Raw genomic sequence first — 18,353 nt, forward strand, 5'->3', positions numbered from 1 at the left:
GTTCAATTCCTCCTTTCTTTTATTTCCCAGCGTTCTTGTACAGGCCTTTGGTATCCAGGACGGTGACGCCATAATCCATGTAAATACGATAACGAATGCCCAGCGTATCAAAAGCGATCTGACTTTCAATCGTCGGTGTCTGCTGGCCATTCAGGTAAGTTACTTCAATGGTATCCATCAGCATCGGATCTGCTGCCATATACCATGCTGCATTGTCGATAGCATCCAGTTCGGCATCAGAAATAACCTGCATGGAATTCATCAGTGGGTTGACTACACCACTGTTGTTGCCATCCGGATCAGAAGTAGAAGTCAGCATCTGGCGAGCCTTGAATTCCAGTTCCGCTGGAACAATCAGAAATTTCGGTACGATGTTCAACATGGCTTTCCCACGAAGATTTTTCTGCTTACGCATCGCTACACGTCCAGCATTAATAGTATCCAGGGACAGTGCACTACCAGTGGCTGCTACGTTGCCATTTTTAGTGGAGTAGTTGCCGGAAGCGGTCAGTTGCTGATATACAAGGCGGTTAATGCCACGTTTGGCAGCGGCTGCATAGAGCGCCGGGATACGGGTCAGTGCTCCCAGGTCATCATTGATGATCATCTGGCGGGTAAAGGTAAAGGAGCGGCCAAAGGTCAGCACTTTCTTCTTTGCGCTTCCCTCCGTCAGTTCATCATGCTCAAATTCGCCATTTTCTTTAACTTCCACCAGTTCACCGGCTTCAGACAGTCTGTACTGGCTGGCTTCCTTGAAATCTACATTGGAGCCCGTAGAAGTGAAATACTGGAACGTAGTCGGGGCTTCTGCATACGCCTTTGCCATCGTTTTATTAGCTACATTGGACAGAATGCCAGGAAGTGCACCGGTCCCGGTCAGGGCGGCGCGGACCAGTTCATCATCGTCCATGCGCTGTACGTGGGCCACACCTTCGCGTTCCAGTACATCGCACATTAAAGAACGCAGACGCATAGTGCGCAGTTCATTTGCCCCTGCTGCTGGCTTATCTACCTGTACACCGGCACGCATCAAAAGCGCATCCGTTGCAGCCGCGCGGTATTTGTCGGCTTCATCTTCTTTGACCTCCAGATTTGCTGCCGGAGCACTATCTTTGGCTGCCTTCGCCAGCACCTGTGCCTGCACATCAGCCAGGCTCATTCCCTTTTCAATAAACTCATTAGGATCCACGTCAAAATGGCGGCAAAGCGCAGTAATATTTTCGCATCTTTCCCGTTCTTCCTGGATAGCTGCACGCAGTGCTTCACCCTGATCTGCCGGCGGAACCGGATTGACCGGATTCACCGGCTTTTTCTGTTCTTCACTCATGTTCTTTTCTTCCTCCTTCGGTTTTACTACTTTTACAATACGATGGAACGCCTCTTCCTGAGCGCGTCCCACTCCTACCGTGGCATCAGCAGGTACGGATACAATAGAGATTTCCATTGCTTCCCACTTAGTGGCCACATAACAAGGTCCTTGGATAGTTCCGTTCGGGGTAGCCAGAGATACGTTTTCTTTAACTTCCGTATACTCGTTTACGACATACCCAACAGATACGCCCTTCAATGTCCCGGATTTCACCTTCTGATACACCTTCTCCGATTCTTCATCCTCATCAAAGGTAATATCTGCATAGGCCCTACCATTTTCCATCCATACCCGGTTAATTTTCCCAATAACGGCATCACGGTTATGGTTGTACAGCACACAGCCAAGCCCGTTATTAAATCGAGACACATCCAAGGCGGTTTCATCTACTTGTAGGACTTCCGGGCCAAACCAGCGTTCATACGGTTCCTCGCTGGCAAAGGACACTGTCATAGTCCGTTCGTTGTCCTTGTTTTCTGTAGTTCGGATTTCCCCATCTCGCTGAAACAGACCCACGGAGTCATTTGGTAATACTGTTTTTTCTTGTTCCTGCTGTTTCATCCGCAGCGCTTCCTCCTCCCTGTAACGAAATACCATACGACGTTTCCAGCTTTTTCTTGTAAGCTTCTTCCATAGCACGTTGTTCCAACACTTCTTTCCAGTCCACGCCAGACCGCGCACAGATAGTCGCCATCGTTTCCTGATTGGTTTCTAAAGCAATCTTATTAGCTGTGACTTCCTTCACCGGATCGACCCAGTCCCACCCAGATGAATTCCAGCTATGTTTGAGATACCGTTCCTTGTGTTTCCAGAAATCCGGAATGCTTAGTGTTTTAGCGGTAACAGCTGAAATCACGACTTCTTCATACACCGTATCCAGAAAATGATCTATCAAAAAACGCTGAATGCGCTCGTATGTCCGTTTATCTTCCAGTAACCCCTGGCGAGCCGAAGAATAGGTTACCTGACTCATGTCACGACTGATTGCTTCATAGGAAAGCCCTAGCCCGGAGCCAATTAATCGAATCATAATAGACAGCATGTCCTTGGCATTAGACGCCTGACCGGCAGGAATAACGGCCTGCGCTTCATCGCCTGGCTGAAGCTCCTGAATCATTCCCGGCGTCACTGTCTTTTTGGGAATCCCTGTTTTGTGGTCAATATTATTTAACCCACGGCCAAGGCCGCCAGATGGAAGAGCCCTCTTGATAAATACACCAAAGCAGGCCAGAATCTTTTCTTTCAAGCTAATGGTATCCAGATAATCTTCTGCATCTGCAATGCGGGTAATGGCCTGAGACATGGGAGACATTTCGCGGATCTGGCTGGGGCTTTTCTTTTCCCACAAAGCAATCACCTTATCCGCTGGAATGCGCTTGGTATCAAGCGTACTCAAACCGTCCGGTGTTTCCTGTTTAATCCAGTATGCCAGCGGTTTTCCGTAGTCGTTCACTTCAATACTACCCACTACAGACTTGCCGTTATGCCTGTAGGAAACTACGCTGTCTCCGTCTAAATCACTAACTTCCCGTGCTTGGAGCTGAAATGGGCATTTTTCATTTCCGCCATACGTTTTGAGCAATAAAATACCGCCATCAATTTTTAGACGGCGGACAATCATATTACACATTTCATTAAAACTCTGTGTTCCTGAAATATCGCAATTTTGGGGTTTACTCCATTCCCGGAAAACATGCTCAATCTGGTTGTTCAATTCTTCGTCCCCGGTATCTGCCTGTGGGACAAAGCCGGATCCAACCACATTACGTTCAAATGCGGATAGCAGCGAATTCATGATGTCGCTGTTTCGTTCTAAATCTCGTGCCTTTCTGCGCACCATATCCCGGGACATTGCATTAAGGCGTTCTGTATTCCCTTCGATGGGCATCCAGCCGCCCTGTCTTCTATGAGTTTCGCCGGCGCTGTACGCCTGCCTGAAGGCTATACGCTTATATGCTTTTTCCGGACTAAAAAAGCCAATCAGCCGATCAAGCCAATTAGTCCCGGATGAAACTTCCGACATAGCAGCCACCTCCTGTTTCCAATGAGGCAATTTCCTGCCGGAGTGTTCGTCGTTCTTTATATAAAGCCGACAAGCTCCCTCTGGTCAGGCTACGATTTCCGATAGTGTAGGACTGTGCACCCGCCTCAATCTTTTCTATTGCCTGATTAAGCTGCGCCAGTTCAGCTTTTAAATCATCTATCAGCATTACTCCAGCCATCCTTCCTGTACATGAATAAATTCTTCGTCATCAGCATTTCCCTGTTGTCGCCCGCTTACCCCTGGCTGCACATCAGCTGCTTCTTTCTTTTCATCCAGATAGCGTACCTGTAACAGGTCAGCCGCACAGGCTGCATATACTTCAGCGTCCAGATAATGGTTTTGCGCGTGGGCCGTTTTGGGGACCCATGATTCCATCCTTCGGCCACCTTTTACCGTGGCGATTTTATGTTCCGATGTAATTTGTTCCGCATAATCAATATCTGAGCCGTCATACACCATCCAGCAGCCGCGACCTAATGGCCTGCGCAACCGGCTGGCTATCAAATCCTTGTAGGAATCGCCATTGACGATATATAAGGCCTGCCCATGATACTGTTTGCCTACGGCATCAATGGAAGAACGGCTGAACCGTCCGACTTTTTGCGTGGTAACGCCCTTTACAGGCACGCACCATTCTGCATTTTGCAGGCAGAAATCATATACATCTTCCGTGTCATATCCAGAATCTATGGCACAAAGATTGACCTGCCAGCGCAGCTCTCCCTCCTCATCTGGCCACACCTTATTCATGATAGCTTCAATTTCTTCAAACGATTCCGCCCAGCCATGAGCAATATTTTGGCTGGTCAGCCGATATCCCCATGCCCGGATAGTCCAATAGAAGCCATTTTTTTGAACGTCTACACCTCCAGTAATGAGCTGGGTCCAGTTGGGAACCATCCCTTCCGGGATATCCGTCTGGCGTTCCTGCACGGCATCACTTTCCATAGTCGCCGCCTTATCTTCCCAAGGTTCACCCAGCCATGAATTAACAAAGTTCATCAGCATTTCCGGATCATCTTTTGAGGTAAGGAATTCAACGGCTACTGTTCCAAAAGTCAACCAAGGGGAATAGATGGAGTTGATTTGAAAGCCAACAGAACGCGGCCGCCCTTGTACTTTATTAACGGGTACCCATTGTCCCTGCTTAAGCATCTGGAGTTTCTGCCTGTCATCAATGCGGCCGTGGCAATGCTCACATTCATAATAGGCCTGGTATTGAACTATCGTGGTATCTGCCTCTCCATATTCGTTCTTAGGCCACTTCACCTGGCTAAATTTGAAGATAAGCGGTTTCCCACAATGTGGGCAAGGCATCTCATACTGATATTTCACATCTGTGCCTTCATATGCCTTGTATATAGCTCCCGTCTTTAATGTTGGAGTAGATATCTTGACAATTTTAGCAACCGGCCAATTCTTGGTTCGTTCCTCCGCCAGTTTGATAGGACTAGCCTCATTGCCGGACCAGACCGGATATTTGTCAATTTCATCCAATAGTACAATAGGGACTGACCAGGACGCGAGTTCGGAAGGTGACCTGGCAGAAGCAACGGCAACAAAACCGCCTTTGAACTTCAAAAACTTGGCATCACTCTTCATATTCACCTTACTGGCAAATACTTCTTTATTACTGCGAAACATTCGTTTTAATCGGTTGTCAGAGAATTTAATGCACAAGTCATCATCGGGCAGCACGTAGTAGATTCGGCTAGGCTTCTGATCAATGGTGTATCCCACCATATTGATCATGCATTCTGATCCGCCAATCTGCGTACTTTTCAACAATACGATTTCCCTAATAGTCTCATTTGAGAAGCAGTCCATAATGAATTTCATGTAAGGGACAGAAGAAGTATCCCACATCCCAGGCCGGCTCGTTTCCTCCTTACTAAGCATCCTGTATTTATCCGCCCATTGAGATACGGTCAGCTTTTCAGGGGGCTCAAACACCTTTAATGAATCCTGAATAGCCGCATGGAGCGTTTCTTTAACGTTTTCTCCCGGCTGCTTTCTTTCCGTTTGCAAGTGTCTTCAACCCCCTTTCCACTTCATCTTCTACCAAATTGGCTACATCAAACGCACAATCTGGATAGGTTGTATAGAGCCGTTGCAGCACTTTTGCCTTGATATTCAGCATGGTCTGTTGCACCTGGCTAAAGACATCGGAGAGTTCTGCTTTAATATCTTCCACTGCAACGTACTCTCCAATCATGACCTTGCGCTTCATTTCTTCCATATCCGCCCGGCTTTCCCGGTAGCGAACATCGGCTTTCAACTTCTGCGCTTCCAGGCTTTCCGGTTTATTCTCTGCAGCATATCGCCATTCAATAACATCCCGCAGGTTATAAGTATCTTTCGCTACTTTGGGGCAGCCTTTGCGAGCCCAGTCGTTTATTGTCCGGACAGTAACGCCAAAAATCATGGCGCACACTTTAGCCTTTACAATAACCTGGTCGTCTTTGATTTCGACAGGGTCCCGAATCCTTGGCATCCCATTTCGCGCCTCCTTTCACCCGCTTTGCGGAATCAAAATTTGCTAAAATTTTTGAGAGAAATTCCGGGCGTCGCATGCACCCGCAATCCACGCCCCTCCCCAGAAGGACCCGCCGCCCTCATAACTCCGGACTTTTTTCAAAAAATAAAGTAACGAAGACAAAAACAGCAAAACAAAAAGCCGCGCTGGTATGCGTGGCTGTCTGCGTTCTGTTCAGTTTTCGATGGTATTAGTATAGCACACCTTTCCTGCTTTTTCTGTACACAAATCGTACATGAATCAGTCATGTTTCTGCTCAAATCTGTCACGAAAGTGTCACGGCAAAAAAGTTATCCACAATCACAGATTCTTTTTGAAGAATACCAGCGACGTTTGAAACGGGATGGCGTCAGGCCCAAACATCATGCTGGTCAGCATCTTCAGAGCTTCTCTCGCCCTCTTGCGGCAGAAGCCAACACTGCAGCAGGTATGACGTGCCGTACTTTCCCAAGACGCCCCGTCTATATATCTATCCCGCACTATCACAGCATCTGTCTCATTGATGGATGCCAGGGATGTCATGGACCGGTCCAGTCTATTTATCAGAGGTTCAATCTGTTGCAAATCTGCCTGGTACTTCCTGATTTTCTCCTTCAAGGCTTCCCGCTGCATATAGATCCGTTCTTCCTGGCTAATAGTTTCTCCGCCTCCGCAACCGCCAGTTGGGGAGAGTGATGATGCAGCCGGTGCCGCCTCCTGCTGAAGCAGCGCCTCACATTCTGTAATATCCGTTTTCACATTGATTACATATTGTGAAAATTCCCGGTACCTCCGCAGATATTCTTTTACTGCATCCACATAATCATTATGATGCATTCTTTCTCCTCCCATCTATAAAACACGGAAAACAAGGCTGGAGTTTTTACGCTCCGCCTTGCCCGTATCAAGCCTTTACTTCTCGTACGCTTATTTTCAAAAAGCCGGTACTCTGTGAATACCACTTCCGGCAGATTACCTCTACGACCTGCTTGTCATCTTCGTAGGCCACTCCATTCAGCGCATCCAGCACAGCTTTTAACGAGTTGTCTATATCAGGCTTCTTGGCCGGCCTGTTGATGTTGTGCTGACAAGCCAGGCGCTTCCCTTTGGTGTATGACTTCGGGACCCTGAAGTAAGCATCTACAGTAACACCAACATAGCAATCTGCAGGAATAACTTCCCCGCCTGCTGCTACAAAAGCTTTTCTGATCTGTTTTTCGTACTTCGCCGTTTTGGATGGTGTGTAAACCGTTCCCGTTTTATGGCTGAATCGTGGTCTTGCCTTTCCTTGTGGATCTCCCTCAACTATAAATTCCATCAACTCACCTCAAGACTTCATGAATACCAGAAAAATGCTTTTTCCTCTTCGATTTCCAAATAGCGGACGCACAGGCAATACCTGAAGCACGTCTTTCGTGCTGATCTGGTCACTGCTCCATTTCATAACCAACACGCCATCTTTCTTCAATACTCGCATGCACTCATTGAATCCCTTCCGGATTGTTTCCTTCCAGTCTCCTTCTATTACTCCGTACTTTAATGCCAGCCAGCTGTTTTTTCCTGCATGAATCAGATGTGGAGGGTCAAATACTACCAAGTTAAAACGATTTGCCTTGTAAGGGATGTCAGTGAAGTCTCCAACAACATCTGGGCACACTACCAGTTTTCTACCATCGCAAAGGGTAGTGTTGAGTTTTCGTTTATCCATGAACACAACATTTTCGTTGTGTTTATCAAACCAGAACATCCTGGACCCGCAACAAGCATCTAAAATCCGTCTCATGGGTTCATCACCTTTCCAATCTTCTACTTCTGTATCAACAGCCATTCCAGGAATGTCATGTGCTCCTTCAGCTGACCCGTATCATACACATACCATTCAATCCCTAATCCTATAGCTGCCAGAAGCAGCACCAAGGCAACGCCTATAAAAAGAAGTTCCCTTCCACAGTAAGCACAACGGTAGCAGGCGTCCCGCTTTACATTCAGCTCCTGTTCTAATTCATGCAACCACAGTTTACGTTCCGGCTGTCTCCGTTTGTTTTTTCGTCCCATGATGCAGCTACCCCACTCCTTAAAATGGTATTTCCGTCTGTTCCATCCACTGCGGGTCTTCTACGACCGTCCCCATTTGCTCAAATCCGCCCGCAGGCGCGTTTTGATTGCCTTCGTGATAGTTTCCTTGCGTAGAGCTTTCAGAACGCTTCTCGACGAACTCAGAGCGATTTACGGCAATTTCTGTGGTGTATCTTGTCTCACCGTTTTTGTCGGTATAGTGTCCCGTCTGTATCCTCCCCTCTACAAGGAGCCTCTGCCCTTTATAAACGTAGTTGCCAATGGCTTCCGCCGTTTTGCCGAATGCTACGCAGCTGATAAAGTCAGCTTCCTGCTTTTGGTCTTTCTTATACCCACGATTGACGGCCAATGTAAAACGAGCAATGGTCATACCACTTTTGGATACCTTGATGTCCGGGTCACGAGTCAGGCGCCCGAGGATGATCGCTGTATTCATATCGTTTCCCTCCGAATTTTCTAAAATTGCTTTAAATACCGTTTATAGGCGTTTTATTTTTGTCAATGATAAAAATTTCCTTGTACAGATGCTATTAAAACCGTCAGCGGTCAAATTTCGCGCTTCTGGACATGGTTTCATGTTTAAGGTTCACCGCGTAAATAGTCCACGAAGGAATTTCATGTATTCCTCTGCTTTCATCAGATCACTTACCAGTGTTTCTTTCTTCGGATACCGGTACAGATATTTGATGATGTTCCCCATGTAGTAGGCTTCTGCACCAGAAAGCCCGTGTGTCATGATTTCAATCACTTTCTTGCACTCAGTCCCCTTCCAGGTGTAATGATCCGGATGATGGATCTCATCGTTTTTCGGCGGGCTGGGTGGATTTGTATACTCTGCAGTGCGCATGTTCATTGCAATTCCTCCTCAATCAATAATCACTACATTCGCATGGCTGATATGGATAGTTCCCCCGTTGCAGTGTTCCACGGTAGTATCACAGTCTGATTCTTCGCTTAGCCAGGCCAAAATTGCCTCGGTACAAGTGTCTTGAGCATCACAAAGCTCTTCTGATACCAGACAATCACTGCAGGGCATGAAACTCGCTAGAAATTCTGCCAGTTCATGTTGGTCCATCGCTTTTATCGCTTCATAGTTTGTCATAATCCATCCTCCTTATCGGTAAATCTTGCCTGTCCTGATGTTTTTCAATACGATTCGTTCGACGACTTCAAAGCCGGCTTCTTTGAAAACAGCTTTTGCCTGGTGAATAGCCGTTTCCATTCTGGCCGCATCTGCTTCATCCTGTTTTCGTTTCTCTTCCTGCCGGATTGTTTTGTATGCTTCGCCATACGTCGGATCGGCGTATCCTTCTTCGTTTTTAATCATGGCGGCTGTCCCTCAATCGTTGATTTTTCCCCTCGACCTTGATTGCATACGGATAAACCATTTCGTAAATCCGGCTGCCCAGGGCTTCATCTATATCCGTGATATCCTTCACCAGATATTCACTGCTGAACAGCGTTGTTAGGTGATTCAAGTATCTGGCATTAATCAGGTCAAAGACTACTTTCAGCTCTTCCCGGTCGATGTCTACCAGTTTCCCTTTCAGCACCTTGCCAGACAGCTTGAACAGGTCATCGATGTACAGATTCTGGCAGGTCTTCCACTTATGCATCGCCACATCATAATCCGTGCTATAGCTTCTGGATGCTTTGACCAGCTTGGGGATTTCTGCCCGGTAAGAGAAGTAGTAGTGCGGCTCATGAAAATGCTTTGTCAGTTCCTGGCATACCGCAATGCAGATGTGTGTCTTCCCCATTCCTGACTTGCCGAAAAGTCCAAAGCCAATACCTCCAGGCTGATGCTCATTCAGATATTTTACGGCCTGGGCTTTCATTTCCCTGGCAACGGGGCTTCTATTGCCGTCAAAGGAATCCAGTGTGTATCGCTCGTAGTCTTTGGGAGATATGCCAGACTGTTTCAGCCGCCTGGCAACCTGACGCCGTTCCCAGCAATCCGGGCAATGAGCCATGGCTATCGTTCCATTCTCTCGCTCGACGGGTATCCATCCGCTGTTGTCACAGTATGTGCAGATAATGCCATCCTTCGGGGGCTTACTTGGTTCCGGTGGACAAGGTTTTGCATGTTTTGCATTCCTACGAAAATCTCCGATGACGTCCGCAATACTTTTTCTTGCTGCTTCCATGTTTGATCACCTCATTCTGTCAAAAAGGAATGTTGTTTATCTCTTCTGACGGATTCTCACTTCGCTTGACGTACCGCCCATCGTCAGAATTATCTTCCGGCTCATCATAGCCATCCTGCTGCCAGCTCTTCAGTATCCCGGAAATGTATCGGATAGACCGCTTCTTTCGGAGTACAGCCCTGTCAATCGCTTTCAGGCAAAGATCCAGACCGTAATCATCCAGGAGACTTACCAGCCTATCTCCTTCTATGCTGCCGCTAACAGGATGGATTTTTTCTTGATACGTAGTAAAGAGTTTTTTCGCGTCCGCGGTCGGTGCATTTTCTTCTCTACGCTCTTCTATTTCTCTTTCTATTTCTCTTTCTACTTCTATCTGCGTAACGTTACGTAACGCGTTACGTAACGGCTGTGACGCATTATTACGTAACGGCAATGTTGCATCCGTTTCCGATTCTTGCTTTTGCCCTGTAGATAACAACTTTTGTTTCTTTCTAGCCCTATACCGACGCATCCGTTCTGCTGTTTGTTTCTTAGTAATCTCATAGCCATCCAGCGATTGATATTTCTCCCAGTTGGCAATGGTCACTATGGTATCATTGACAATCTCAATCATCCCAAATTTTTCAAAGATATTTAACGCCAGCCGTACCGTTGGCAGATCTTCATCTATAGCCGTCGCCAGCATTTCATCTGAAATAGGCATGTCATTCGTAATAGAGAAACACCCATCAGTGAACTCTTTTCCAGCCAGTGCCAACAATTCAAACCAGATAAGGACGATTCCTCGACCATTCGGCATATGCTTTATGAGTTTGATTTTTGTATCTTCAAAAATATCTGAAGCCACTTTAAACCACTTCATCTGTCCCATACGGTTCACCTTCTTCACTCAGGAAGATATAAGGGCTATCCAGAATAGCCAAGGATTCTTTATCGTTGCCAATTCGGATGACGTTTGCCGTTGATAACGTTTTTATTAATTCATCAAATGTGAACTCTGTGTGCAGCCTCCCATATACTTCTTTCGCTTCTGATACTGTCTTACATTGTCTTGCAAAAAGATGGATGTAAAATACCGAAACTGCTGATCTGTACCGATGATCGTCTATAGCCTTGATCCATTCTTGATCAAAGAAATCATTACGCATGTTTATATATTCCATGTTTGCCGCTCCTTTCTTTCGGGAAGCGAACCGGCAGCAGATAACCACCGCCGGTTGGGTCCCTGGAATATCAGCCGTTATACGGCTTCCTGTTTAAACAAATTGCCTTGTGCTCTTTCACCGTTCAGATATTTCGTTGTTTCATCCAGTAGGAAATGGATGGCTTCCAGTGTCTGTACAGTCAGTTCTGCCGGCCGTTCCGTGGAAAGTTCTGATACAGGCCTATCTGTCTCTTTGAGGGGCGGCGTTATGATTTGTACAGAGTCATTGCACATTGGTACTAAAAGATTGAATCCCAGCTTTACGGCCACGCGGTCTAATTCGTCGTACGACACCATTATTTTTTTCGGGATGATCCGTCCTAGCACGACAGTATCCAGCGACATAATGGCCTGTATATGACTAGCCAGGTACTGGAAAGCATCGTAGAATTCCGGAGCTGCCTTATCCGCAGATTCCATACGGAAGGATTCATACATCCCGTCACGAGATTTGTCGTAATCAATCTTGATAATTCCGTGCTTTCCGAGTTCTACTTTTGTAATGATTATGGGCTTCCGTATCCTTTTTTCTGCTCGAGTTTCATTCTTATCCATAGTGGCCGCCTCCGTTATGCGTTAAAAAGTTCTTCATCCGTCGGTTCATTTGGTGGGATAACTTCCCCGGTTTCCGGGTCTACATTCTGCGGTACAGTGTCGCCGCTTGATACGGCTTCTGCATCAATAGTCAGGGTTTCATCCGGTTCGTCTTCCATATTCTCCGTGATATGAGACTTTACCGTTTCGTCCGTAGCGACAGCCTTTACGAAATCCGTAGCGATGGGTGCATATTTAAGAGCTTGTTTCAATACCGTCTTTTTGGCCATCGCATCAAAATCAGTCTGCCACGGGCCTTTGCGGAAGCTCTTTGACTTCTTCTGGGCGAATTCCAGCACATCGTCCTTGCTCATGACTTCAAAGCCATACCCGCCGGTTTTGGTGTGCCACACAGCATAGTACATAGTGACAGTGCCACGATTGTTCTTTGCCGGAATGTGTTTGAGCTTCGGTTCAAGCCCCAACTCATACTCAAATTCATCATTCTCATGAACCTCATGGGCCTGGATATCTTTAATCTCGCCAGAACGGTAAGCTAAATCAAGAAGGCCCTTGTAGCCTAACTGAAATTGGCAAACATTGCCGTACGGAATCAGGTAGGCCTGCCCGATCGGCGTATTGGGTTCAAGCCCCAATTGAGCGGCCTGCATCATCGCTCCCAGGAAAGACTGAGGCGTACACTGCTGCAATTTAGGGGTACTGGACAGCGCAGTAAAGACCATACGGGTGAACCGTTCCGGCGTAATGACGGAGGGGAGCGCCTTCTTAATTTCCGGTTCCATGGCCTTGATGAGGCCTTTCAGGGACGTATCTTTCTGCTGTATTTCCTGCACCTGACTATTTCTTTTCGTTAATCCGCCTTTAGTGTTCATGGTTATTCATCCTCCTTGTTTTCAACACGATTGAGGTCAAAGATCTTATCTGGGGTGATGCTGCCAATCTCATATCCAAGGAAAGAAGCTAAACGATTAAGTGCATCTTGAGCTTCTGCCTTGCTGTAATATCTCGCCAAAGTGAAACCATGTGGTAGCGTCAGCCCTTGCAAATCGACTTGCACAGAATAAACTGGTGGCTTAGATTGAAACGCCGTTGCCTTTACAAATGCGGATACAATCTGATTTGCATCGCAGAAGCCAGCATTTCCTTTAACGATGATCATGAATTCTCACCTTCCTTTTCTTTGACTTCTTTAATGGAAAACCGGCGGCTTGCTTTGCCAGTTGAAATAAAGCCTTTATCTTTTAATGACTGGTACATGTCCGGGGCTGCCTTCTTGAGTTTCGACAGCTGGCATGTTTCCCGGCCATGAGTGGTTTTCCAGGCAACTTTGAATGATCCGACGCGGCCCGCTTCCGCATCACCAAGCATTTCTTTCAGCCGGTTCTGGTTCAGGGAAATCTGTTCTTTGAGCTTATCCATGATTTCCGTATCGCTGTTGATGCTGGCAATTAGAGTATCTGCTTCTTCCGGAAGCATGATTTCTTCATCCCGACTGTCAGCATATCTGGCGGCCAATGCCTGGGAGCAGGAAAGGGACCCATCAACTGGCGGTGCGGTTTTCGTCTGCACTAAATCCCAGAATTCTTTTTCTGCCTCAATGAGCGTTTTGATGTCTTCTTCGTTCCGCTCAATCCGCTTCCATTTACTCTCATTCCCTCCCAGCAGAACCGCAATATACCAGTAGTCCGCTCCAGTCACTGCCATGTAGTGTAAGCATTGGCAATAATACGCATCCGGAATTTCATCATCCTTCCATTTCCGGTACTGACTGACCCCAGCAGTCTTGATTTCAAGGCCGGCATTTTCACCAACCACTGTTCTGTCTACGTTGGCCAACATGAACGGGTATTCCCGGTTTTGCAAAGTGCCAAGCCGCTTCACCTTTTTCCCTGTTTCTTCCTGGAACCATTCGGCAATAGCTGGTTCATTCTTTGTGCCCCAGTAAACAAACTGGTTTCCGGATAAATCAGGTGGTTCTGCCTGCCCGGTCTTTTCTATCCACAACTCATACGGGCTTTTGTAAGAATTGAGCCCCATGATAACCGCCGCATCACTTCCGCCAATTCCTAAATCTCTTGTTTTGAGCCATTTTTCATGGTCTTCTGCCTCTTTGACAGACAAGATTAAATCGCAATTTGTATATGCCATTTCTTTTACCTCCAGAATTTGTTAAAATAGAGGCGGAATTGTTTGGGAAACTTATTCCGCCTGCCTGCTGTTGGTTGCCGCCTTCAGCAGGCTTTTTTCTTTATCCACGCGAAGGAACAGTGCATCATACATCTCGTCTTCCGTTGCACCACAGTCCCAAAGATAGGCTTTCGCTTGCTTCACCGTATCGAACTGTATCGGTTCCCCGTCTTCGCCCGAAATATATTCCAAACCTTCCAAACCATTTAGTGTGCTCTCCCCTCTACATATGGCAATGATAATCATCATTTCACCTCCTTTACATGGATAATCAGCTTCTGTCCAGGCTGAATCTTACCTACATCCGGGATATTGTTATCCTTCACCGCCCGACGGATTACATCCCGGACGTCTTCCCGGTCAGAATTGACTTTAGAGCAGATATCCCAGAGCGTTTCGCCTTCACTGACTACGGCGTGATACTCAATATATTGTGGCTCGTTGATGATGATGTCCTTGCAGGAAGAAATGCTGATAGCACCAATTGCAAGGGCCGCTGCCGTTATCACGATCCGTCTCCATCTATAAGACGGTTGCTTATGTCTGCGCCGTATCTGTACAGCTCGTTCCATCGTTATCACCTCGCATTCAGGAATTTGTTGATGAAATATTCTTGCCCTTTCCCGGTAACAAGCGTCGTGCGGGTCAGCCTGACAGAGCCATCCGGGTTATCAATGGCCCGTTCCTTGACTTTGAACAAACCCAGTTCTCTTGCTTTCTGTGTCGGCATGTTCTTATCCGTGCCGTTCTTCATCAAATATCCCTTATCCCGCATCCACTGGAAGAGCCGTTTCTGCCCGATATCTACGCCATTCTGATGAAGCAGCTTTGCCAGCATTCCAATCAGCATTCCGTCTTTAGAGACGTTCACGGCATTAGCAAAAGTGACCTTCGGCCGGTCGGCCTCGATTTGCCGTTCCGCTGCCAGTCTCTTTTCTTTCTCTTCTTTGAGGTTCGTTGCCAGCTTAATCAGAAAATCCGGGCTGGTAATGGCTTTCTCCAGTGTTTCTTCCGTCATATACGCTCCGTGCTTACGGATAGCGGGAAGAACTTCATCGGCAAGCACTGCCTGGAATCTCTGAGCCACTTCGTTGCTGGCTTTGAAACCCAGCCGATAGACCATGTTTTCTGGGAGGTAATCCGTTTTCCCAACATGTTGGGAAAAGCCAAATCCGTGAAGATATCCATTTACGGTTTCCCATCTGACGTATTCAACGCCGTTCTTTTCTTGTGTAAATCCAAATCCTCGTGCCACGTCTTCGGCATTCAGATATGCCGTGCCGGTCTTCTCGTCCAGATATCCATGGACATTGTTGATGTTCAAAATTTCATTCATACTTATACCTTCTTTCTTTTCAAATCCTCCCCATCCGTTATAATTAGACTTGAAAGGAGGTGAGAACCTATGGAATATACACAGAACAAAGTTTTTTACCACATTCATCAAATACTGCCAAACGCAAGACCTTGGAGAAAAGGTGAAACATATTTCTTTGGCGACGCGAAGAACTACTTCATTCGTTTTTATGACAATGCATATTACAATGATGAAGTACCGTTGGAAGCGATTCTAAAGGACTACCTATTATTTGCTAGGGAGACCATTTTTGAAGAAGTACGACAAAAGCACTTTCCTCAAATGCCATCGCGACAACGTTGCATATGGCTTATTCCTGATTCCACAAATGCTGAAGAACGATTAAAATATTGGATTAAACAAAAATCTGCAAATAAAGAAACATTCCAAATTTTGAAGTTGAGCTGTTCTGGAAAAATGCACTTAGCAAATCAAAAACATTTAGATCTTGTTGTCGGAAAGTTCGATATCTATCGCGCCAACGCGTTTAGATATTGGAGCGGGTGTGATGTAACAGATAATAGCGTTGATGTTGAATGCACATTCGAAGGATTCATAAACGTACTAGATGTCATACCCTTCTCACACGAGTAAAATTATTCGATTGAGCCATTGCCTTTAATGAATCAGGATCTACTCCTTTACAGTGGTTACAAGTATTTGTAGTCAAATTTATACGCCGTTCTTCAAGTTGCCGCTTGAGTTCGGCGTTTTCTTTTTGCAATGCTTCAAGCTCTGTCATTTGCCAAGCCTCCTCTCCTGCAACCATCGGCAATACTCTGCCGGGCGTGCATCGACGTACTCTTTTAGGTACCGCATCAGCGTGTACATGCCTTATGCCTCCTTTAGTTTAACAAGTTGAACTTATTCGATAAAAAAAATAGAGCTTATTTTCTGACCAAGAGCATCCGAAAGCTTTGTTAGCGTACTAGTCCTTACTACATCTATGGTTCCATTCTCTATTCCCACCACAATTGTTCGCGCTACGTGTGCCTTCTTTGACAATGCCGTTTGTGTAAATCCTGCCTTTTCTCTAGCTTCCTTGAGCTTATTGGGAAGTCCCATTTTACCATCTCCTTTCTTTGTTGTAGTTTATCATGTTAAACAAATCTTGTCAACAGTGCTAAACTTATTTCTTGAAAAATTGTTTATCATAATGTACAATGTGATTATAAGGAAGGGGTTTTATATGGAAACAATAGGTGATTTAATAAAAAAATATCGAAAAGAACACAATTTAAGTATGGAAGAATTTGGAAAAAGATGTGGTCTTAGCAAGGCCTATATCTCTCTTATCGAGCGTGGCAAGAACACACGTTCTAATAAGCCGATTGTTCCCTCAATTGACACTGTAAAGTCCATAGCTGAAGCTTTAGGTCTTGATATTGATACTTTGTTGAAATCTACGGATCCCAACCAAGCAATTAGGATTAACAATTCCCATCGCAAAGGCGTCCGAATCCCAGTTTTAGGCAATGTTGCTGCCGGTGTCCCCATTGAAGCCATACAAGAGATTTTGGATTATGAGGAAATAACTCCTGAACTAGCAGCAACAGGCGATTTCTTTGCATTAAAAATTCATGGAGCATCAATGGAGCCGCGCATGGTGGAAGGAGATGTTGTTATTGTAAAGAAACAAGATGATGTAGAGAGTGGAGACATCGCCATTGTTCTGATAAATGGTAACGATGCCACCGTAAAACGTATACGGAAACAAGAATCTGGTATCACCCTGATTGCTACGAACGTCAATGTTTATGAACCCCATTACTATTCAAACGAGGAAATTATGAAGTTACCTGTCAAGATTTTAGGAAAAGTAGTTGAGCTAAGGGCTAAATTTTAAGGAATCCAAGAAAAGGAGAATGATTTTTATGAATAGGTGTCTTAATTGCGGTTGGACAATCAATTCGCTGTAGAATTACTACTAAACGATGACTATCTAGCAGAGCACCCAGGTGCCTCTATCTATGAGCTGGCTGGCTGCCGGGGAATACCTAATCGTTTCATACAATTAAAGAAAAATCATTGAGTTGGGAGGTAATTCTATGATTCGTAACTTAAGAAGGAAATTGTCGATTATGCTTGTGACGCTTTTGGTTGCATCTTCTATTGCCGGTTGTGGTTCTCCAAAAGACAAATTACAAGAAACAACCGGAATTTCATCAGAACAGGCTTCTACCGCAATGAATATATTAAAAGATATTGGTACAACCGAATTTGATGATACACATGTTTTAAATAAAGATAAACAAATGTATTATGTAAATGACAAAAAATATGGGGAAGTCTTTTTTCGGTTAGATGGTGGTACTATAGCCTCTGTAGAAAATAATGATGGTACAGTTATTTATTCTGACGGCCAAAAATTATTTGATCTCTCTGCTGTCACACTTACACCTAACGAACAGGCAGAATTCCAAAGTCTCGCTCGAGATGCCGTATCCGCACGATTAAAGGCTCCTGCCACTGCTGAATTTGATAACTGGAAACTAAAACGTTCTAAAGATGAAATAATGGTAGTTGGTACAGTTGATGCTCAGAACACATTTGGGGCAAAAGTCAGGCATTCTTTTATAGTTACCATTAACTTTAGTTCGAAGAAAGTTACTTCAATTAATTTTCTGTGATGTTATTTAAGCTGAATTACGAAAGGATAGTTCAAAATGCGTAATCTAAAGAAACCCTTATTGCTGGCCAGTCTATTAATGCTGCTTACATCCACTGCTTTTGCTTATGTCGGTAACACCTCCAGTCACAAATTCCATTATGAAGGATGCAGGGCAGAGCAAAGAATTCGTGCAGATCACCGTGTTCACTTTGATACCCGAGAAGAGGCCGTTGATGCCGGGTATACCCCGTGTGGGATTTGCAAGCCATAAAATCACTAGGAGATTAT

Annotated in this window: 28 protein-coding genes; 4 read left to right on the plus strand and 24 right to left on the minus strand. The window is 45.6% G+C overall.

What is annotated here, in order from left to right:
• Positions 1–19: 19 nt before the first annotated feature.
• The 22 genes from OIM03_09100 to OIM03_09205 all read right to left on the minus strand — a co-directional run bounded on the left by OIM03_09100 (position 20) and on the right by OIM03_09205 (position 15,433).
• Entirely contained in the window at positions 20–1,885 is a 1,866-nt protein-coding gene (locus OIM03_09100) for an HK97 family phage prohead protease (GenBank protein HJI74406.1), read from the minus strand.
• Between the two features lie 4 nt (positions 1,886–1,889).
• Positions 1,890–3,392, minus strand: coding sequence for a phage portal protein (locus OIM03_09105; protein HJI74407.1), 1,503 nt, complete (start codon positions 3,390–3,392; stop codon positions 1,890–1,892).
• Positions 3,367–3,591 carry a hypothetical protein gene (locus OIM03_09110; protein HJI74408.1) on the minus strand — a complete coding sequence of 75 codons (225 nt, stop codon included), beginning with the start codon at positions 3,589–3,591 and terminating at the stop codon, positions 3,367–3,369. Before OIM03_09110 ends, OIM03_09105 begins: the two co-directional genes overlap by 26 nt.
• Positions 3,579–5,441, minus strand: a complete 1,863-nt coding sequence (locus OIM03_09115; protein HJI74409.1) for a phage terminase large subunit family protein — start codon at positions 5,439–5,441, stop codon at positions 3,579–3,581. Before OIM03_09115 ends, OIM03_09110 begins: the two co-directional genes overlap by 13 nt.
• On the minus strand, positions 5,404–5,907 hold the full coding sequence (locus OIM03_09120) for a terminase small subunit (protein HJI74410.1): 504 nt from the start codon (positions 5,905–5,907) through the stop codon (positions 5,404–5,406). Before OIM03_09120 ends, OIM03_09115 begins: the two co-directional genes overlap by 38 nt.
• A gap of 342 nt (positions 5,908–6,249) precedes the next feature.
• Positions 6,250–6,765: a hypothetical protein gene (locus OIM03_09125; protein ID HJI74411.1), complete on the minus strand. Its 516-nt coding sequence runs from the start codon at positions 6,763–6,765 to the stop codon at positions 6,250–6,252.
• 67 nt (positions 6,766–6,832) lie between these two features.
• Positions 6,833–7,246 carry a RusA family crossover junction endodeoxyribonuclease gene (locus tag OIM03_09130; GenBank protein ID HJI74412.1) on the minus strand — a complete coding sequence of 138 codons (414 nt, stop codon included), beginning with the start codon at positions 7,244–7,246 and terminating at the stop codon, positions 6,833–6,835.
• A 9-nt stretch (positions 7,247–7,255) separates the two neighbouring features.
• On the minus strand, positions 7,256–7,756 hold the full coding sequence (locus OIM03_09135; GenBank protein HJI74413.1) for a class I SAM-dependent methyltransferase: 501 nt from the start codon (positions 7,754–7,756) through the stop codon (positions 7,256–7,258).
• Positions 7,757–8,002: 246 nt separating this feature from the next.
• On the minus strand, positions 8,003–8,440 hold the full coding sequence (locus OIM03_09140) for a single-stranded DNA-binding protein (protein HJI74414.1): 438 nt from the start codon (positions 8,438–8,440) through the stop codon (positions 8,003–8,005).
• Between the two features lie 150 nt (positions 8,441–8,590).
• Positions 8,591–8,857: a DUF3310 domain-containing protein gene (locus tag OIM03_09145; protein ID HJI74415.1), complete on the minus strand. Its 267-nt coding sequence runs from the start codon at positions 8,855–8,857 to the stop codon at positions 8,591–8,593.
• Positions 8,858–8,869: 12 nt separating this feature from the next.
• Complete coding sequence (locus OIM03_09150; protein HJI74416.1) at positions 8,870–9,106, minus strand: hypothetical protein; 237 nt, start codon at positions 9,104–9,106, stop codon at positions 8,870–8,872.
• Between the two features lie 12 nt (positions 9,107–9,118).
• A complete protein-coding gene (locus OIM03_09155) occupies positions 9,119–9,331 on the minus strand; it encodes a hypothetical protein (protein HJI74417.1) in 213 nt (70 codons plus the stop codon).
• A complete protein-coding gene (locus tag OIM03_09160) occupies positions 9,324–10,151 on the minus strand; it encodes a DnaA/Hda family protein (protein ID HJI74418.1) in 828 nt (275 codons plus the stop codon). Before OIM03_09160 ends, OIM03_09155 begins: the two co-directional genes overlap by 8 nt.
• 19 nt (positions 10,152–10,170) lie before the next feature.
• Positions 10,171–11,022, minus strand: coding sequence for a phage replisome organizer N-terminal domain-containing protein (locus OIM03_09165; protein HJI74419.1), 852 nt, complete (start codon positions 11,020–11,022; stop codon positions 10,171–10,173).
• Positions 11,000–11,314 carry a hypothetical protein gene (locus OIM03_09170; GenBank protein ID HJI74420.1) on the minus strand — a complete coding sequence of 105 codons (315 nt, stop codon included), beginning with the start codon at positions 11,312–11,314 and terminating at the stop codon, positions 11,000–11,002. Before OIM03_09170 ends, OIM03_09165 begins: the two co-directional genes overlap by 23 nt.
• A 77-nt stretch (positions 11,315–11,391) precedes the next feature.
• Positions 11,392–11,910 (minus strand): hypothetical protein, encoded by a 519-nt coding sequence (locus OIM03_09175; GenBank protein ID HJI74421.1) that lies wholly within the window; start codon positions 11,908–11,910, stop codon positions 11,392–11,394.
• Positions 11,911–11,924: 14 nt separating this feature from the next.
• Positions 11,925–12,782: a recombinase RecT gene (locus OIM03_09180; GenBank protein HJI74422.1), complete on the minus strand. Its 858-nt coding sequence runs from the start codon at positions 12,780–12,782 to the stop codon at positions 11,925–11,927.
• A 2-nt stretch (positions 12,783–12,784) separates the two neighbouring features.
• Entirely contained in the window at positions 12,785–13,069 is a 285-nt protein-coding gene (locus tag OIM03_09185; protein ID HJI74423.1) for a hypothetical protein, read from the minus strand.
• A complete protein-coding gene (locus tag OIM03_09190; protein ID HJI74424.1) occupies positions 13,066–14,058 on the minus strand; it encodes a YqaJ viral recombinase family protein in 993 nt (330 codons plus the stop codon). Before OIM03_09190 ends, OIM03_09185 begins: the two co-directional genes overlap by 4 nt.
• Positions 14,059–14,109: 51 nt before the next feature.
• Complete coding sequence (locus tag OIM03_09195; GenBank protein ID HJI74425.1) at positions 14,110–14,346, minus strand: hypothetical protein; 237 nt, start codon at positions 14,344–14,346, stop codon at positions 14,110–14,112.
• On the minus strand, positions 14,343–14,606 hold the full coding sequence (locus OIM03_09200; GenBank protein HJI74426.1) for a LysM peptidoglycan-binding domain-containing protein: 264 nt from the start codon (positions 14,604–14,606) through the stop codon (positions 14,343–14,345). The genes OIM03_09195 and OIM03_09200 overlap by 4 nt, the downstream gene beginning before the upstream one ends.
• A gap of 68 nt (positions 14,607–14,674) precedes the next feature.
• Positions 14,675–15,433, minus strand: a complete 759-nt coding sequence (locus OIM03_09205) for a phage antirepressor KilAC domain-containing protein (GenBank protein HJI74427.1) — start codon at positions 15,431–15,433, stop codon at positions 14,675–14,677.
• Between the two features lie 69 nt (positions 15,434–15,502).
• Between OIM03_09205 and OIM03_09210 the strand changes: the two genes are divergently transcribed.
• On the plus strand, positions 15,503–16,048 hold the full coding sequence (locus tag OIM03_09210) for a DUF2441 domain-containing protein (protein ID HJI74428.1): 546 nt from the start codon (positions 15,503–15,505) through the stop codon (positions 16,046–16,048).
• On the opposite strand, the gene OIM03_09215 is transcribed toward OIM03_09210, so the two are convergent.
• Both OIM03_09215 and OIM03_09220 read right to left on the minus strand, forming a co-directional pair.
• Positions 16,026–16,196, minus strand: coding sequence for a hypothetical protein (locus OIM03_09215; protein ID HJI74429.1), 171 nt, complete (start codon positions 16,194–16,196; stop codon positions 16,026–16,028). The two genes, OIM03_09210 and OIM03_09215, sit on opposite strands and share 23 nt — an antisense overlap.
• A 122-nt stretch (positions 16,197–16,318) precedes the next feature.
• On the minus strand, positions 16,319–16,519 hold the full coding sequence (locus tag OIM03_09220) for a helix-turn-helix domain-containing protein (protein ID HJI74430.1): 201 nt from the start codon (positions 16,517–16,519) through the stop codon (positions 16,319–16,321).
• A gap of 124 nt (positions 16,520–16,643) precedes the next feature.
• Here OIM03_09220 and OIM03_09225 point away from each other — a divergent pair, with 124 nt between their 5' ends.
• The 3 genes from OIM03_09225 (at position 16,644) to OIM03_09235 (ending at position 18,336) form a co-directional block, all read left to right on the plus strand.
• Positions 16,644–17,300, plus strand: a complete 657-nt coding sequence (locus OIM03_09225; protein HJI74431.1) for a helix-turn-helix domain-containing protein — start codon at positions 16,644–16,646, stop codon at positions 17,298–17,300.
• A gap of 202 nt (positions 17,301–17,502) precedes the next feature.
• Positions 17,503–18,084 carry a hypothetical protein gene (locus tag OIM03_09230; protein HJI74432.1) on the plus strand — a complete coding sequence of 194 codons (582 nt, stop codon included), beginning with the start codon at positions 17,503–17,505 and terminating at the stop codon, positions 18,082–18,084.
• Between the two features lie 78 nt (positions 18,085–18,162).
• Positions 18,163–18,336 carry a nuclease gene (locus OIM03_09235; GenBank protein ID HJI74433.1) on the plus strand — a complete coding sequence of 58 codons (174 nt, stop codon included), beginning with the start codon at positions 18,163–18,165 and terminating at the stop codon, positions 18,334–18,336.
• The last annotated feature ends 17 nt before the right edge of the window (positions 18,337–18,353 follow it).

This window comes from Veillonellaceae bacterium (assembly GCA_025992895.1).
In the GTDB taxonomy this organism is placed as follows: domain Bacteria; phylum Bacillota; class Negativicutes; order Veillonellales; family Dialisteraceae; genus Dialister.

Excerpts from the sequence above, each read along its gene's own strand:
- OIM03_09120 (HJI74410.1), bottom strand. The coding sequence starts at position 5,907 with ATGCCAAGGATTCGGGACCCTGTCGAAATCAAAGACGACCAGGTTATT.
- OIM03_09190 (HJI74424.1), bottom strand. The coding sequence starts at position 14,058 with ATGGCATATACAAATTGCGATTTAATCTTGTCTGTCAAAGAGGCAGAA.
- OIM03_09145 (HJI74415.1), bottom strand. The coding sequence starts at position 8,857 with ATGAACATGCGCACTGCAGAGTATACAAATCCACCCAGCCCGCCGAAA.
- OIM03_09235 (HJI74433.1), top strand. The coding sequence starts at position 18,163 with ATGCTGCTTACATCCACTGCTTTTGCTTATGTCGGTAACACCTCCAGT.
- OIM03_09210 (HJI74428.1), top strand. The coding sequence starts at position 15,503 with ATGGAATATACACAGAACAAAGTTTTTTACCACATTCATCAAATACTG.
- OIM03_09135 (HJI74413.1), bottom strand. The coding sequence starts at position 7,756 with ATGGCTGTTGATACAGAAGTAGAAGATTGGAAAGGTGATGAACCCATG.
- OIM03_09165 (HJI74419.1), bottom strand. The coding sequence starts at position 11,022 with ATGGGACAGATGAAGTGGTTTAAAGTGGCTTCAGATATTTTTGAAGAT.
- OIM03_09180 (HJI74422.1), bottom strand. The coding sequence starts at position 12,782 with ATGAACACTAAAGGCGGATTAACGAAAAGAAATAGTCAGGTGCAGGAA.
- OIM03_09170 (HJI74420.1), bottom strand. The coding sequence starts at position 11,314 with ATGGAATATATAAACATGCGTAATGATTTCTTTGATCAAGAATGGATC.
- OIM03_09160 (HJI74418.1), bottom strand. The coding sequence starts at position 10,151 with ATGGAAGCAGCAAGAAAAAGTATTGCGGACGTCATCGGAGATTTTCGT.
- OIM03_09130 (HJI74412.1), bottom strand. The coding sequence starts at position 7,246 with ATGGAATTTATAGTTGAGGGAGATCCACAAGGAAAGGCAAGACCACGA.
- OIM03_09155 (HJI74417.1), bottom strand. The coding sequence starts at position 9,331 with ATGATTAAAAACGAAGAAGGATACGCCGATCCGACGTATGGCGAAGCA.
- OIM03_09125 (HJI74411.1), bottom strand. The coding sequence starts at position 6,765 with ATGCATCATAATGATTATGTGGATGCAGTAAAAGAATATCTGCGGAGG.
- OIM03_09230 (HJI74432.1), top strand. The coding sequence starts at position 17,503 with ATGATTCGTAACTTAAGAAGGAAATTGTCGATTATGCTTGTGACGCTT.
- OIM03_09175 (HJI74421.1), bottom strand. The coding sequence starts at position 11,910 with ATGGATAAGAATGAAACTCGAGCAGAAAAAAGGATACGGAAGCCCATA.
- OIM03_09150 (HJI74416.1), bottom strand. The coding sequence starts at position 9,106 with ATGACAAACTATGAAGCGATAAAAGCGATGGACCAACATGAACTGGCA.
- OIM03_09225 (HJI74431.1), top strand. The coding sequence starts at position 16,644 with ATGGAAACAATAGGTGATTTAATAAAAAAATATCGAAAAGAACACAAT.
- OIM03_09215 (HJI74429.1), bottom strand. The coding sequence starts at position 16,196 with ATGACAGAGCTTGAAGCATTGCAAAAAGAAAACGCCGAACTCAAGCGG.
- OIM03_09205 (HJI74427.1), bottom strand. The coding sequence starts at position 15,433 with ATGAATGAAATTTTGAACATCAACAATGTCCATGGATATCTGGACGAG.
- OIM03_09110 (HJI74408.1), bottom strand. The coding sequence starts at position 3,591 with ATGGCTGGAGTAATGCTGATAGATGATTTAAAAGCTGAACTGGCGCAG.
- OIM03_09140 (HJI74414.1), bottom strand. The coding sequence starts at position 8,440 with ATGAATACAGCGATCATCCTCGGGCGCCTGACTCGTGACCCGGACATC.
- OIM03_09195 (HJI74425.1), bottom strand. The coding sequence starts at position 14,346 with ATGATGATTATCATTGCCATATGTAGAGGGGAGAGCACACTAAATGGT.
- OIM03_09105 (HJI74407.1), bottom strand. The coding sequence starts at position 3,392 with ATGTCGGAAGTTTCATCCGGGACTAATTGGCTTGATCGGCTGATTGGC.
- OIM03_09220 (HJI74430.1), bottom strand. The coding sequence starts at position 16,519 with ATGGGACTTCCCAATAAGCTCAAGGAAGCTAGAGAAAAGGCAGGATTT.
- OIM03_09185 (HJI74423.1), bottom strand. The coding sequence starts at position 13,069 with ATGATCATCGTTAAAGGAAATGCTGGCTTCTGCGATGCAAATCAGATT.